Annotated in this window: 12 protein-coding genes; 6 read left to right on the forward strand and 6 right to left on the reverse strand. The window is 42.2% G+C overall.

The features are described from left to right. The first annotated feature begins 40 nt into the window (after positions 1 to 40). A complete protein-coding gene (locus EO130_RS07815; protein WP_127140963.1) occupies positions 41 to 1,528 on the forward strand; it encodes a sodium:solute symporter in 1,488 nt (495 codons plus the stop codon). On the opposite strand, the gene EO130_RS07820 is transcribed toward EO130_RS07815, so the two are convergent. Further along, positions 1,512 to 1,871, reverse strand: coding sequence for a CoA-binding protein (locus tag EO130_RS07820; RefSeq protein WP_127140964.1), 360 nt, complete (start codon positions 1,869 to 1,871; stop codon positions 1,512 to 1,514). The two genes, EO130_RS07815 and EO130_RS07820, sit on opposite strands and share 17 nt — an antisense overlap. A gap of 545 nt (positions 1,872 to 2,416) precedes the next feature. Then, on the reverse strand, positions 2,417 to 3,427 hold the full coding sequence (locus EO130_RS07825; protein WP_127140965.1) for a 3-oxoacyl-ACP synthase III family protein: 1,011 nt from the start codon (positions 3,425 to 3,427) through the stop codon (positions 2,417 to 2,419). Between the two features lie 152 nt (positions 3,428 to 3,579). Between EO130_RS07825 and EO130_RS07830 the strand changes: the two genes are divergently transcribed. Beyond that, complete coding sequence (locus EO130_RS07830) at positions 3,580 to 5,997, forward strand: S9 family peptidase (protein WP_206513137.1); 2,418 nt, start codon at positions 3,580 to 3,582, stop codon at positions 5,995 to 5,997. 72 nt (positions 5,998 to 6,069) lie between these two features. On the opposite strand, the gene EO130_RS07835 is transcribed toward EO130_RS07830, so the two are convergent. Both EO130_RS07835 and EO130_RS07840 read right to left on the reverse strand, forming a co-directional pair. After that, a complete protein-coding gene (locus tag EO130_RS07835; protein WP_127140967.1) occupies positions 6,070 to 7,380 on the reverse strand; it encodes an ABC1 kinase family protein in 1,311 nt (436 codons plus the stop codon). A 5-nt stretch (positions 7,381 to 7,385) separates the two neighbouring features. Further along, positions 7,386 to 8,042 (reverse strand): TetR family transcriptional regulator C-terminal domain-containing protein, encoded by a 657-nt coding sequence (locus EO130_RS07840; RefSeq protein WP_127140968.1) that lies wholly within the window; start codon positions 8,040 to 8,042, stop codon positions 7,386 to 7,388. A 332-nt stretch (positions 8,043 to 8,374) separates the two neighbouring features. On the opposite strand from EO130_RS07840, the gene htpG reads away from it, so the two are divergent. From htpG to EO130_RS07855, 3 genes are all read left to right on the forward strand, one after another. Beyond that, positions 8,375 to 10,261, forward strand: coding sequence for a molecular chaperone HtpG (gene htpG / locus EO130_RS07845; RefSeq protein ID WP_127140969.1), 1,887 nt, complete (start codon positions 8,375 to 8,377; stop codon positions 10,259 to 10,261). 94 nt (positions 10,262 to 10,355) lie between these two features. Then, positions 10,356 to 11,693: a hypothetical protein gene (locus tag EO130_RS07850; protein WP_127140970.1), complete on the forward strand. Its 1,338-nt coding sequence runs from the start codon at positions 10,356 to 10,358 to the stop codon at positions 11,691 to 11,693. A 5-nt stretch (positions 11,694 to 11,698) separates the two neighbouring features. After that, positions 11,699 to 12,055: a DoxX family protein gene (locus EO130_RS07855; RefSeq protein ID WP_127140971.1), complete on the forward strand. Its 357-nt coding sequence runs from the start codon at positions 11,699 to 11,701 to the stop codon at positions 12,053 to 12,055. Here EO130_RS07855 and EO130_RS07860 read toward each other — a convergent pair. Both EO130_RS07860 and EO130_RS07865 read right to left on the reverse strand, forming a co-directional pair. Further along, the gene (locus EO130_RS07860; protein WP_127140972.1) at positions 12,052 to 12,462 is read right to left on the reverse strand and encodes a hypothetical protein; all 411 of its coding nucleotides are present in this window, start codon (positions 12,460 to 12,462) and stop codon (positions 12,052 to 12,054) included. The two genes, EO130_RS07855 and EO130_RS07860, sit on opposite strands and share 4 nt — an antisense overlap. Further along, positions 12,455 to 13,033 carry an RNA polymerase sigma factor gene (locus EO130_RS07865; RefSeq protein WP_127140973.1) on the reverse strand — a complete coding sequence of 193 codons (579 nt, stop codon included), beginning with the start codon at positions 13,031 to 13,033 and terminating at the stop codon, positions 12,455 to 12,457. The genes EO130_RS07860 and EO130_RS07865 overlap by 8 nt, the downstream gene beginning before the upstream one ends. Positions 13,034 to 13,169: 136 nt before the next feature. Here EO130_RS07865 and EO130_RS07870 point away from each other — a divergent pair, with 136 nt between their 5' ends. Further along, positions 13,170 to 13,523 (forward strand): DUF6249 domain-containing protein, encoded by a 354-nt coding sequence (locus EO130_RS07870; RefSeq protein WP_127140974.1) that lies wholly within the window; start codon positions 13,170 to 13,172, stop codon positions 13,521 to 13,523. Positions 13,524 to 13,569 lie beyond the last annotated feature (46 nt).

A 13,569-nucleotide genomic window follows, 5' to 3' on the forward strand; every position in this document is an offset into this window, starting at 1 on the left:
TACCAATTTACTTTCGTACTTTGCAATTCAAATTACATATATGACAGCTACCCAAATTCTGTTGCTCATCGGCGCCTATTTCTTGGTGCTTATCCTTATCTCTTATTTTACCGGAAAGAATGATTCCAACGCGGATTTTTTTAAGGCGGGCAAGCAATCGCCCTGGTATATAGTTGCTTTTGGAATGGTGGGTGCGTCATTATCAGGGGTGACCTTTATCTCTGTTCCAGGTTGGGTGGGCGACAGCCAGTTGACCTATATGCAGGTAGTGCTTGGTTACCTTTTCGGCTATTTTGTAGTGGCGTTTTTGCTACTGCCTCTGTATTACAAATTAAACCTGACTTCGATATATGAGTATTTGCTGGACCGCTTCGGCAAGGTGAGCCACAGGACCGGGGCCTTCTTCTTTTTTGTTTCGAGGGTGTTGGGTGCTGCGTTTAGATTGTATTTGGTGGCCATTGTGCTTCAGCAGTTTGTGTTCGATGATCTAGGGGTACGTTTTGAGTTTACCGTGGTCATTTCCATTTTATTGATTTGGCTCTACACCAATAAAGGTGGTATCAAAACCATTGTTTGGACCGATACTTTGCAGACGCTCTTTATGATTGTGGCCGTCATCCTTTCCATTGTAATGATCAATCAGGAATTGGGATGGAGCTTTGGTGAATTTTTGTCATCCGACGCATTGAAAAACTACGATGATTTTCTGGTGACCGAAAGTTTTCTGGACAAGAACTACTTTATCAAATCCTTTGTGGGCGGTATGTTCGTTACCATCTGCATGACAGGTTTGGACCAAGACATGATGCAAAAAAACCTAACCTGTAAATCCTTGAAAGATGCACAGAAAAATATGGTGTCCTTCAGTTTTGTGCTGGTCGGGGTCACCTTTCTCTTCATGCTCTTGGGCGCTTTGCTTTACATTTATGCCAAGCGGGACGGTATTTCCATCCCCTTGATGGATGGAACACCCAAAACAGACCTTCTATTCCCAGAAATTGCATTGAACGGCGACTTGGGATTGGCCTTGTCCATCACTTTTATGTTGGGCCTTATCGCTGCGGCGTACAGTAGTGCGGACAGCGCCCTGACCTCGCTCACAACCTCCTTTTGTGTAGATTTTTTGAACGTCCAGGAAAAAGAGGAAAAAGAGCAGAAACGAATCAGGAAGCGTACCCATATACTGATGAGCGTTGCCTTGGTGATCGTGATCATTGCTTTTAAGTACATTCTTAGTAGCAATGTTATAGACAGTTTGCTTACCGTGGCCGGATACACTTACGGCCCTTTATTGGGGCTATTTGCCTTTGGTATTTTTACCAAGCACCAAATCAAGGACAGTTATGTATGGATGGTTGCTCTCGCCTCCGTGCTGACCATTGTATTGGTCGCCAATGTGCCCACGGAATATTTAGGTGGCTACCAAATGGGCTATGAATTGTTACCACTCAACGGATTGTTGACATTCATCGGGCTTTGGCTTATCCGAAACAAAAAATCGGTTCCTAACACTAGTACTGCCCAGTAGCCAAGAGAACCAAGGTACAGGCCGCCTCTACCTTTATCCCCTGAGCTTCAAGCTTTTTGTAGAACTCCGGGTTTTCGGTACCTGGGTTAAAAATGACCCGCCGTGGTTTTAAATCCAATATTTGCTCATAGTAGGGTTCTTGATTTTTTGGATTTAAATATAAAGTTACCGTGTCAATATTTTGAAATTCTTCCAAGTTGTGTTTAATTTGCACTTCTGATACAGTTCCCCCACGTATCCCAAATGCGGTCGTCTCAATATGGTGTTCGACCAACCTACGTATAGCTATGTTACTGTATCTTCCCGGGTTTGTAGAAGCCCCTACAACAAGTGTTTTTGACATTTGTTAATTTTTGTGTTAAACTTAGAATTGACTGTAACTTTTGAGTACAAAAGTCGTCTTTTATTCATAACTTATCGTCATTGGTAAGACTGTATTTTTATAGTTAATGGTTAGTGTTTAGTATAGCTTATCAATGTTTAACCCCGGCTTTTAGCCGGGGTTTCTTCTTTATAAGTGTTCTTGTTATGTCACATCAACACACAACTCCTTACAAAAGTGTACCCAACCCTGCTTCCTAGTGGTTAAAGAATGTTAAAGTGGCCCAAAGCCGTAACATTCTATCCCAAAGTGCGTCTATATAGTGTCATCAATCATCAATCAAAAAACGAACAGCTCATGCAAAGCTTTTCCCAAAGCATCTTTCAGATGCTTATTTTCCAAAAAACATACAACCTATTCACCAAGATGATGTTTTGGCGCAGATAATATAAGTTTAACATTGATGCCTCATATTCGAGTGTTGGTTGGTTATCTTGTGGGGGCATTAATCAAAAACCCCGATCTTTTCAGATCGGGGTTTTACTTTTATAAATGGTTTGGCGAACCTACCAGCGAATAATCACACTGCCCCAAGTAAAGCCACTGCCAAAGGCGGCAAGCACCACCAAATCACCCTCTTTTATTTTACCGGCCTCCCACGCCTCCGTCAAGGCGATAGGTATGGAAGCAGCGGTGGTATTCCCATATTTCATGATGTTATTGAAGACTTGATCGTCATTCAAACGAAACTTGTTTTGTATAAACTGGGAAATCCTGAGATTGGCTTGATGAGGTATCAGCATATCAATGTCTGCCGGGGTCAAATTATTCTTGGTAAGCCCTTCCATAATCACCTCGCTAAAGCGCACCACTGCATTTTTAAACACGAACTGCCCATTCATGTGTGGATAATAAGAAGTATCGTCAGGGTCATTGTCCTCAATGATATCCAGTACCCAACGTTTGCCCATTCCAGGGGCTATCAACGAAAGTTCTTCGGCATGTTGCCCTTCGGAATGCAAATGGGTGCTCAAAATTCCTTTGGAGGTATCCTCTTCCCGGGTAAGCACCGCGGCACCGGCACCATCACCAAAGATTACGGAAACGCCCCTACCCCGAGTAGTCATGTCCAATCCTCGAGAGTGCAGTTCAGAACCGATTACCAACACGTTCTTGTACATACCGCTTTTGATATACTGATCGGCAACCGAAATTCCGTACACAAAGCCGGAACATTGGTTTCGAACATCCAACGCCCCAACGGTCCGTTTTAATTGAAGGTCACGTTGTACCAATACGCCTGGCCCGGGAAAGTAATAATCAGGGCTCAAGGTGGCAAAAACGATAAAATCGATTTCATCCTTATCGATACCTGCCCGTTCAATGGCCTTTTTAGCAGCCTCCACCCCCATGGAGGTCGTGGTTTCGGTATCTTTTATAACATGACGCCGCTCTTTTATCCCCGTACGTTCTTGAATCCATTCATCATTTGTGTCCATCACTTTTGACAAATCGTCGTTAGTGACCACATTTTCAGGGACGTAAAACCCTAATCCAGCAATCTTGGAATTATACATTTATTATAATTTTTAAAGAAAAATGTTCGTAGCAATTTGAAAATTAATAAATATTCCCAGTAAATATTCATTATTCCGTCAAAATAATACTTTTTAAAACTCGTATTTTTAAAAACGTAAAATCTAATGCAATTAATTACTAAATCAGAATTATGAAAAATTATCTCTGGGTATTTTGGGCACTGCTCTCCATTGGCATTGTCCATGCACAGGAAAAACTTACGTATCAAAAGCCTTCCGAGGAAATACTGGAACTTGTGAACGCTCCTCTGGCACCTAGTGTTCTTATTAATGACGAGGGCAACTACATGGTGCTATTGTACAGGGACTACTATAAAACTATTGCCGAATTGTCCGAAACCGAACTGCGTTTGGCCGGCCTCCGCATCAACCCGAAGACCAACATTGGGAGCCGAACCAACTATTACAACAATGTGATGGTAAAAAAGATTGGCGACAACGAAGCCACTCAGGTTAAGGGACTTCCAGAAAATCCAAGACTGGCCAATTTTAACTGGTCGCCAGACCAGTCCAAAATAGCATTCACCAATACCACTTCCGAAGGTGTGGAGGTGATGGTTCTCGATTTGAAATCGGCCTCGGTTACCGCCATTACCGGGACCAACGTAAATGCAAACATGAGGGACATTATCAATTGGTTCAAGGATGGCGAGTCGGTTTTGGTAAAAATGCTCCCCGACGATAGAAAACCATTGATCAATACCGATGAAGCTGTTCCCGATGGCCCCACCATTTCTACCAACGATGGCAAAAAGGCACAGAACAGGACCTATCAAGATCTTTTAAAGAATCCCAACGATGAGTTCAACTTTGAGCAATTGGCCCGATCGGAACTCTACAAAGTCCAGATGGACGGCACCAAGACGAAGTGGAAAGACGCCAACCTCTACACCAGCATCAGTTTTTCCCCAGATGGTGAATACGTAATGACCGTGACATTGGACAAGCCTTTTTCCTATTTGGTACCTTATTATAGATTTCCCAACACCACCAATGTTTACAAAAAAGACGGAACCAAGGTAAAAACTCTTTTGCAGGTTCCGCTTATCGAAGATTTGCCCCAAGGGTTTATGGCCACACGAACAGGTATGAGGGATATCAGTTGGAGAAATGATAAGCCCGCAACCTTGACCTATGTTGAGGCCTTGGATGGTGGCAATCCAGAAAACGAAGTTCCCTACCGTGACGAAGTTTTTGAGCTGGAGGCTCCGTTTGATGGTGAAGGAAAGTCCATTCTCAAAACAAAGAATAGATTCAGTTACATCCAATGGGGCAATGATAATGTAGCCATTGCCCACGACCGCTGGTGGAACAACAGGAATACAAAAACATATTTGTTCAATCCTTCCAATCCCGATGAAGAAGCTAAAATCATTGAGGATAGGAACTATCAGGATGTGTATAGCAATCCAGGGAGCTTCGTCACCAAAAGAGATGAGAACGGCTCTTGGGTATTGTCCTTGGACAAAAATAACAATGCCTATCTTATAGGTGATGGGTACACCGAGGAGGGACAGTTTCCGTTCGTTGAAAAAATGAACTTGAACAGCCTTAAGAAAACAAGGCTATATACCTCAAAGCTTGAAGGGAAGTTGGAAAATTTGATTGAGTATGATCCCAAAAAAGACCAGTTATTGGTCCGAATCGAATCGGCAAACGAATACCCCAATTACTATTACAAAAGCTTGGTGAAGAGACGTGGACCTGTTCAGTTGACAGATTTTGACAATCCGTACAAAAGCATCCAGGACGTGCACAAGGAAGTGATTACTTATAAAAGGGACGACGGATTGGAACTTTCCGGAACTTTATACCTTCCCGTAGGCTACGATATGGAGAAAAAGGAAAAGATGCCCATGATTCTATGGGCCTATCCAAGGGAGTACAAGGACAAGAACAGTGCTTCGCAGAATACTTCAAACCCCAACGAGTTTACCTATCCCTATTGGGGTTCACCCATATATTGGGTCACCAAAGGATATGTAGTGCTGGATGGCGCAGCTTTCCCAATTATTGGAGAAGGAGACGAACAACCCAACGATACCTTCAGGAGCCAGCTAGTGGCCAATGCCAAAGCGGCCATTGATGCGGTCGACGAACTCGGTTATATTGACAGGGACCGAATTGCAGTAGGTGGTCATAGTTATGGTGCCTTTATGGTGGCCAACCTGCTTTCCCACTCCGATTTATTTGCCGCTGGAATCGCCCGTAGCGGTGCATACAACCGGACATTGACACCCTTTGGTTTCCAAAGTGAGGAAAGAAACTACTGGGAAGCACCAGAGGTGTACTATACCATGTCGCCATTTATGCATGCCGATAAGATGAAAACCCCTTTGTTGTTGATTCATGGACAGGCAGACAACAATTCTGGTACTTACCCAATGCAGAGTGAACGCTATTTTAATGCGCTCAAAGGATTGGGGGCTACGGTTCGTTTGGTAATGCTACCCAAGGAAAGCCATGGGTACCGAGGCAAGGAAAGTATACTCCACATGCTTTGGGAACAAGACCAATGGCTGGAAAAATACGTGAAGCAAAAGAAATGACGTAGTTACCGCTTTGAAACAAAAAAACCTGTTGGAAACATCCAACAGGTTTTTTTCGCCTTATCTAATCGACTAGTCCATATATTTTTTGAATGAATTCACTTTCACTTTTGCTTTGAGGTCGTGTAGTAAATTGTACAACCCAAAAAAAGTTCTATTCATGTACAAGAAGTGTTTAGAACCACGGTTCCCGTTCATTTTGCGTATCTGTTCATCCTTGGAGTAACGTTCACTTAAGTTGGCAATCTTTGACCAAAATACCTCATCTCCAAAATCGAAGGTCTCCTTATGGAAGGGAGAAGTGAAAATCGTTAGCATCTCCTTAAAAAGGGCCTTGAAAAACTGTAACTCTTCGTCAGAATCGGTAGGTGTCAAGATTTCCAATTCGTACAGTTTTTCCATGAAGATTTTATCATTGTTTATATTTTCTTCCTTGGCCAGCTCAAAATAAGGGACATAAAACTCTTCAGGTACTTCCTTGATACAACCGAAATCAATTGCTATCAGTTCTTCGGTATCACTCACCAAAAAATTACCAGGGTGCGGGTCTGCATGGACCCTTCTTAACCCATGAATTTGGAACATGTAAAAATTCCAAAGGGCCTGTCCTAATTTGTTTCCTACTTCAACATCAAAATCCGTCTTGGTATACTCACCTAAGTGCTTGCCTTGCATCCAGTCCATGGTTAGGATACGCTCGCTTGAAAGTTCTCGATAATATTTTGGGAATCGCATATTGGGAATCACGGCGCAGGCTTTGGTAATCTCTTCGCTTTGTTTCAATTCCAATATATAGTTGGTCTCTTCTACCAACTTATTCTCTATCTCCTTAAAATATTTATCAGAATCTTTTCCCTTAAGATTAAACATTTTTATTGCTACGGGCTTTACCAATGCCAAATCACTGCTGATGCTTTCCGCCACACCGGGATATTGGATTTTTACCGCCAGTTTTCTACCGTCCTTTTCGGCACGGTGCACTTGGCCTATACTTGCAGCATTGACAGAATCCTTCTCGAACTTATCAAAAACGTCCTCGGGATATTTGCCGAGATACTTTTTAAAGGTTTTGCGCACAAGGGGTGCAGACAAGGGGGGCACGGAAAACTGGGAGAGCGAAAACTTTTCCACGTAAGCTCGTGGCAAAAGGTTCTTCTCCATACTGAGCATTTGTGCAACTTTGAGGGCGCTTCCTTTCAAGCTCTTGAGCCCATCATAAATATCTTCGGCATTATCTTGGTCCAAAGTATCCTTAGAGGTCTTTGGGTCCACCAACTTTTTGCCGTAGTACTTTACGTAGTTACCGCCTATTTTCACGCCTGTTTTCACAAGCTTACCGGCCCGCTCAATCTTGCCAGTGGGAATAGTATCCAGACTTTTCATGGGCCTTATGCTAATTTTTCTTTGTATAGGAATTTTCCAAAATCGACGATTTTTTCCAAAGTCGTAGTCTCGAATATTTGGAAAATCGTGGTCACTGATTTTTCAATGGCAATATCTGTTTTTTCCAATCCTGGGGAGCCGTCTTCCATCCAAAATTTTAGGATGAACAAGAACTGTAGCCATGCCCCTTCGGAAAACAGAGGAACGTTGTATCTAAATATTTTGAGATCTTTCTCCTCATTGCCCTCTTCAATCAAAGTTGAAGCGAAATCCTTGAACTTTTTTCGGAGTCCTTTTAATTGCATCAGACCTTCCATGGAATGTTTGTGCTCGTTCATGATAAACAACACATAACTTCTGTTGAGGGTCAAATTTTCAAAAAAGGTGAAGAAAAAAGTAAGCATCTTTTCCTCATTGGTCATCGACTCGTAATCCTTGTTCTTTTGCATCAGACCATAGCTATTGTCAAAAAATTTGCTCCAGATAGACTTCTGAAGCGTGTCAAACGAACCAAAAAAGCCGTAGAACTCCTCTTCGGTTATCTTGTTTTCCTTGCAGAATTTGAATACCGAGCTTGGCACCTTTTCATGTTCCAGAACGGATTCCATGAATAGGCTTATAATTTTATCCTCGGTGATTTTGGATTTTGATGTATTTGCCATTGTGGTATTTTTTATGGATTACTAATATCGTCGTGTGGTGCTGTTTACAAAATTACGCTTTTAAAGAAAATGCACTTCCGAGCGAAAGTGCATTTTCACAACCTAACCAATAAATAAACAAACTTGTTATAGTATTACTGTTTCATAGCAATTTTCCCATAACGATGTAAAGATACTCATTATGTTTAATCTTTTTGAAAAATAAATAAACAAAATTTTGTTAAAACTATCCAATGGGCTGCCAATCCTTATAAAATGTCAGTTTGTCAGATTTTATATTCTGGTATTTTTTTTGACTATATAGGTCTAAAAAAGCATAAAACGACAAAACAATGGCTACAGGTAAAATCAATGTTTCAGTTGAGAACATTTTTCCCTTGATCAAAAAATTTCTGTACAGTGATCATGAAATTTTCTTGAGGGAGCTTATTTCCAACGCTACGGATGCAACCTTAAAATTAAAGCACCTTACCTCCATCGGGGAAGCGAAGGTAGATTATGGAAACCCCATCATTGAGGTGAAGGTGGACAAGGACAACAAACGCATCCATATCTTGGACCAAGGTATCGGTATGACCGAGGAAGAAGTAAAAAAGTATATCAACGAAGTGGCTTTTTCCGGTGCTGAGGAATTTTTGGACAAATACAAAGATGCTGGTAAGGATGCTGGTATTATAGGGCATTTTGGTCTTGGTTTCTATTCGGCCTTTATGGTTGCCGAAAAAGTAGAGATCATCTCCAAAAGCCACAAAGATGAGCCTGCCGTACATTGGAGTTGCGATGGTTCGCCTGAATTTACCATTGAGCCCAGCGATAGAACGGAACGCGGAACCGAAATCATTCTTCACATCGCGGAGGATTCCATTGAGTTTTTGGAAAATTCAAGGATTCGCCAACTGTTGGTCAAGTACAACAAGTTTATGCCCATTCCGATCAAGTTCGGGACCCGAAAGGAAACCCTTCCCAAACCAGAGGGAGCCAAAGAGGACGATCCGGCGCCGACCAAGGAGGTGGATGACATCATCAACAACCCCGAGCCTGCTTGGACCAAGCAGCCCACAGATTTACAAGAGGAAGATTACAAAAACTTTTACCGTGAGCTCTACCCAATGCAATTCGAAGAGCCGCTGTTCCATATTCACTTGAACGTGGATTATCCGTTCAATCTGACAGGTATTCTATACTTCCCTAAATTGACCAACGATCTGAGCATTCAAAAGGATAGAATACAACTCTACCAGAACCAAGTATTCGTTACCGATAATGTGGAGGGAATCGTTCCAGAGTTCTTGACCATGTTGAAAGGAGTCATCGATTCACCAGATATTCCGTTGAACGTTTCCAGATCGTATTTGCAAGCAGATGGTGCCGTTAAGAAGATTTCTTCCTACATCACCAGAAAGGTTGCCGATAAATTGACATCCCTTTTCAAAAACAACCGAGAGGACTTTGAAAAGAAATGGAACGACATCAAAGTAGTAATCGAGTACGGTATGCTTTCCGAGGACAAATTCTTTGAGAAAGCGGACAAGTTCGCCCTCTACCCTACCATTGATGGTGATTTTTACACTTTTGAAGAGCTGGAAGCCAAGATCAAGGACAATCAAACCGATAAGGACGATAAGTTGGTGATACTTTACGCATCCGACAAAGAGGCACAGCACAGTTATATTGAAGCTGCCAAGAAAAAAGGATACGAGGTCCTATTGTTGGATTCCCCCATTGTACCGCACTTAATGCAAAAGTTGGAGACCAGCAAGGAGAACCTATCCTTTGTGCGTGTGGATGCCGACCATGTGGATAACCTCATCAAAAAAGAGGACACCACCATTTCAAAGCTGTCCGATGAGGAAAAGGAGAAATTAAAGACAGAGATTGAAGAAGTGACCAAGGAGAAAGGGTACACTATTCAAATGGAGGCCATGGAAAGTAGCGCCTCTCCCTTTATCATCACCGAGCCTGAGTTTATGCGCCGAATGAAGGAAATGCAGAAAACTGGCGGAGGTGGTATGTTCGGCATGGGTAATATGCCCGATATGTACAACCTGATCGTGAACACCAATCACGAACTGGTCAGCGAAATATTGAACACTAAAACCGCCAAAAAGCGGGAAAGATTGATCAATCAATCCTTGGACTTGGCTCGGCTATCCAAAGGATTATTGAAAGGTGAGGAACTCACCAACTTTATCGCTCGCAGCTACGAGATGATCAAATAATTTGGATTTGCACTATAATCAACAACGCGAAGCCGCTCAAAATGAGCGGCTTTTGCATTTTATGACTATCTTGGTGTAACAAACCAATCCAACCGTGGGCAATAACGATTATAACAGTCCAGCCTTTAAAAAGCTTTTGGATTCCCTACAGCAGCAAAGCTGGGAACTGGAACTCATCATTTCGGGTTTTGCCATTTTTGGACTTTTTACGGCCTACGAACCCCTTCGGCTGGAAATGTTGCATGCCGAAAACGAGGATTCCGTCTACAGTTTTCTCGTTTACCTTATTTTACATATCGCATCCTCCATTTTGCTCTTCAACTTGTTGTTGCACGTCATCCTTCGGGGACTTTGGATAGGTGCCTTGGGACTCCGTTATGTTTCCGGTGATATCGAATTTGAAAAACTGCGCTACTCCGAACGGTTCACCAACTATCTAAAAAAACGTATCGTATCGTTTGACCGCTACATCGCCAACTTGGAAAATTATTGCAGTGTTCTTTTTGCCATTTCGTTTTTGTTGATTTTCTACGTGCTGGCTCTAACCATGATTATTTTATCCATAGTCTTGGTGGCCAACTTTATTTTTGACAACGACCAATTGCCAGACGCACTGTCCGCGACTTTAGGCACCATCCTGATCATTCTTATTATCCTAGGGATGCTCCTTACATTCATTGATTTTGTGACCCAAGGCTGGTTAAAACGGAAAAAATGGATATCCCGTTTGTATTTCCCTGTGTATTGGATATTCAGTTTTATCACGCTTTCGTTTCTTTACCGACCCTTGGTCTACAATTTTTTGGACAATCGTTTTGGCAAACGATTGATCCTATTATTGGTGCCCATTTATATTGCCATTTTGATGGTGACCACCTTGGAATATCGCCATTCAAATTATCTGGAAAAAGACCTCGAATCGTCCAGTATTTTTGCCAACAAGGAGAATTATTTGGATATGCTAAAGGATAAAGAGGATTTTCCGGGAAAGTTGGTGATACCCGCCAAAGTAATCACCGAACCGTATTTGAACGTATTTGTGCCCTTTTCCGAAAGCTTGGAAAACCGGATTTTTGCCTACAACGATTCCCTTTCACCTAAAATCGACCGTCGCGGGCTGACCTCCAGCATGGAATTCAGCACAAGTTGGGACGATGAAATTACCAGCCGGCGCCAAAAGGACAGTATTCGAAAGGTATATCTCAAAACTTTCAATGAAATCCATTCCTTTCGCATTGACAGTTTGGAACTGGACGAGGAATTTATCCTGACCACGGGAATTAACAATACGCTTGGTTTTGAAACCTATCTAAATATATCGGACTTGCAGCAAGGCAAGCATATTTTACGGCTTCTTCGGAAAAGAAAGATCAAAGATAGCGTGATAAGCCAAACAGATGTTATCTTGCCGTTCTGGTATTATAAAAAGTAGTACATATGGCAACTTGGGATTTATACGTAATGGCAGGAATGTATGTGTTGGCAGGAGCCATGCACTTCATTAAACCAAAAATGTATATGCGGATTATGCCGCTCTACTTGCCCAACCATAAACTTTTAGTGTATTTGAGCGGTATTGCGGAGATTTTGTTGGGTATAGGGGTCTGTTTTGATGCCACCCGAAAATTGAGCACTTTCGGGATTATTTTGATGTTGGCCGCTTTTCTCCCCGTACACTTTTATATGCTCTCCAGTAAAAAAGCCGCAGCAGGAATTCCTAAATGGGTATTGATACTTCGGATTCCCCTTCAATTTTTCTTAATGTACTGGGCATACTATTATGCCTATGTTTAACCTAAGGTTCGGTCCATTTGCTTTTTCAACCAGCCCACCTGTACAAAAAACATAAAGCCAAACAGCAAAAACGCGTACACCATTATCCTGGAAGATGTATACTGCTTCATCCATTGCCAATCCGTTTGGAACCATGCGTCCATGTTCCAGCCTCCGAACCAACCTTGTCCGCTATCCAGTCCAAGTTGAGACCCCATCAAAACAAGTAAGCCCACAAACGCAATAGATATCATGGACAATACCTTACCGGATACCAAAGGTTGGTACTGAAACACCTCTTTCTGGACATCGGCTTCCAATTTGTGCAGGACATTTTGGGTAAAATCGGCAGAAGGCGATTCCAATGGGGCCTCCTCCATCAATTTATCGATAAATGCTTCCAGTTTTTTATCCTCTAGTTTATCCATTGCTTTGCAAAATTTCTTTGTTCACACTCTTTTCCATAATACTGGCCAGTCTTTTCCTGGCCCTGAACAACCGCACCTTTAACGTATTTACAGTCAGGCTGGTCGCTTTCTCCATTTCAAGTAGGTTCTTTTCCTCCAGATAAAACAAGGTAAGAATTCCCGCATCTTCCGACGACAATTGCGACAGGCATAGTTGTATGATTTCGCTTCTTTCTTCATCGGCCATTTTTTCAAAGGCATTATCCAAATCCGCGTAGGCAGTTTGATGGATATGCTCAAGCTCGGCAAAGATTCTTTCCTTTTTAATTTTCTTAATCCGATCCAGACAACTGTTGTAGGCAATTCGATATACCCAAGTCGATAATTTGCTGTCACCCTTAAATTTGGACAAAGATTTATACACCTTGATAAAAACATCTTGCGACACCTCTTCAGCCTCTTCCTTATTACCCAACATCCGAATCGCCAGCGTAAAGACCAAATCCTTATAGCGTTCCACCAAATCCGAGAACGCGCGGGTATTGCCCCTGCGAATTTCCGAGATCAGTTCTTGTTCTGTATTGGTCAGCATTGTTCATTGGACGCCAAATGCTCCATTTAGGTTACACCGAAAATAAAATTTTTAATTTGGTGTAACCTACTTTGAAAAACTGTCGTCATAGCTTATGAACAAATAAATTATGGAATAATCATTAAAACGAACAGTTATGGGATCAGAAGTAATTATCATACCTATTATTTTCGGAGTCATTTTTGCCATTGCCTACCTCTATTTTTCAACTAGGAACAAGGAACGATTGGCCTTGATTGAAAAAGGAGCCGATGCCAGCATCTTTGTAAGAGGCAAACGGGATCAAGCAGCTCCCGGGTGGAAAATCATTATCCTTAACCTCTCCCTATTGCTCATGGGCATTGGAGCCGCTATTTTTATAGCATCCATATTGCACTATAGCTTGGGCGTGGAGGAAGAGGTGGCCTATCCAGGCACTATCTTTCTAATGGCAGGCCTCGGGCTTTTTGTAGGCTTTACCATGACAAAGAAATTGTATCAGGAGGAATAATTTTCAAAACATCGATTAAATTGATAAACCACCGCCACCAGCGGTG

The sequence above is a fragment of the Flagellimonas marinaquae genome (genome assembly GCF_003992675.1).
Taxonomy (GTDB): Bacteria; Bacteroidota; Bacteroidia; order Flavobacteriales; family Flavobacteriaceae; genus Flagellimonas; species Flagellimonas marinaquae.

Coding starts and splice junctions, on each gene's coding strand:
- EO130_RS07815 (WP_127140963.1), top strand. CDS start 41: ATGACAGCTACCCAAATTCTGTTGCTCATCGGCGCCTATTTCTTGGTG.
- EO130_RS07820 (WP_127140964.1), bottom strand. CDS start 1,871: ATGTCAAAAACACTTGTTGTAGGGGCTTCTACAAACCCGGGAAGATAC.
- EO130_RS07825 (WP_127140965.1), bottom strand. CDS start 3,427: ATGTATAATTCCAAGATTGCTGGATTAGGGTTTTACGTCCCTGAAAAT.
- EO130_RS07830 (WP_206513137.1), top strand. CDS start 3,580: ATGAAAAATTATCTCTGGGTATTTTGGGCACTGCTCTCCATTGGCATT.
- EO130_RS07835 (WP_127140967.1), bottom strand. CDS start 7,380: ATGAAAAGTCTGGATACTATTCCCACTGGCAAGATTGAGCGGGCCGGT.
- EO130_RS07840 (WP_127140968.1), bottom strand. CDS start 8,042: ATGGCAAATACATCAAAATCCAAAATCACCGAGGATAAAATTATAAGC.
- htpG (WP_127140969.1), top strand. CDS start 8,375: ATGGCTACAGGTAAAATCAATGTTTCAGTTGAGAACATTTTTCCCTTG.
- EO130_RS07855 (WP_127140971.1), top strand. CDS start 11,699: ATGGCAACTTGGGATTTATACGTAATGGCAGGAATGTATGTGTTGGCA.
- EO130_RS07860 (WP_127140972.1), bottom strand. CDS start 12,462: ATGGATAAACTAGAGGATAAAAAACTGGAAGCATTTATCGATAAATTG.
- EO130_RS07865 (WP_127140973.1), bottom strand. CDS start 13,033: ATGCTGACCAATACAGAACAAGAACTGATCTCGGAAATTCGCAGGGGC.
- EO130_RS07870 (WP_127140974.1), top strand. CDS start 13,170: ATGGGATCAGAAGTAATTATCATACCTATTATTTTCGGAGTCATTTTT.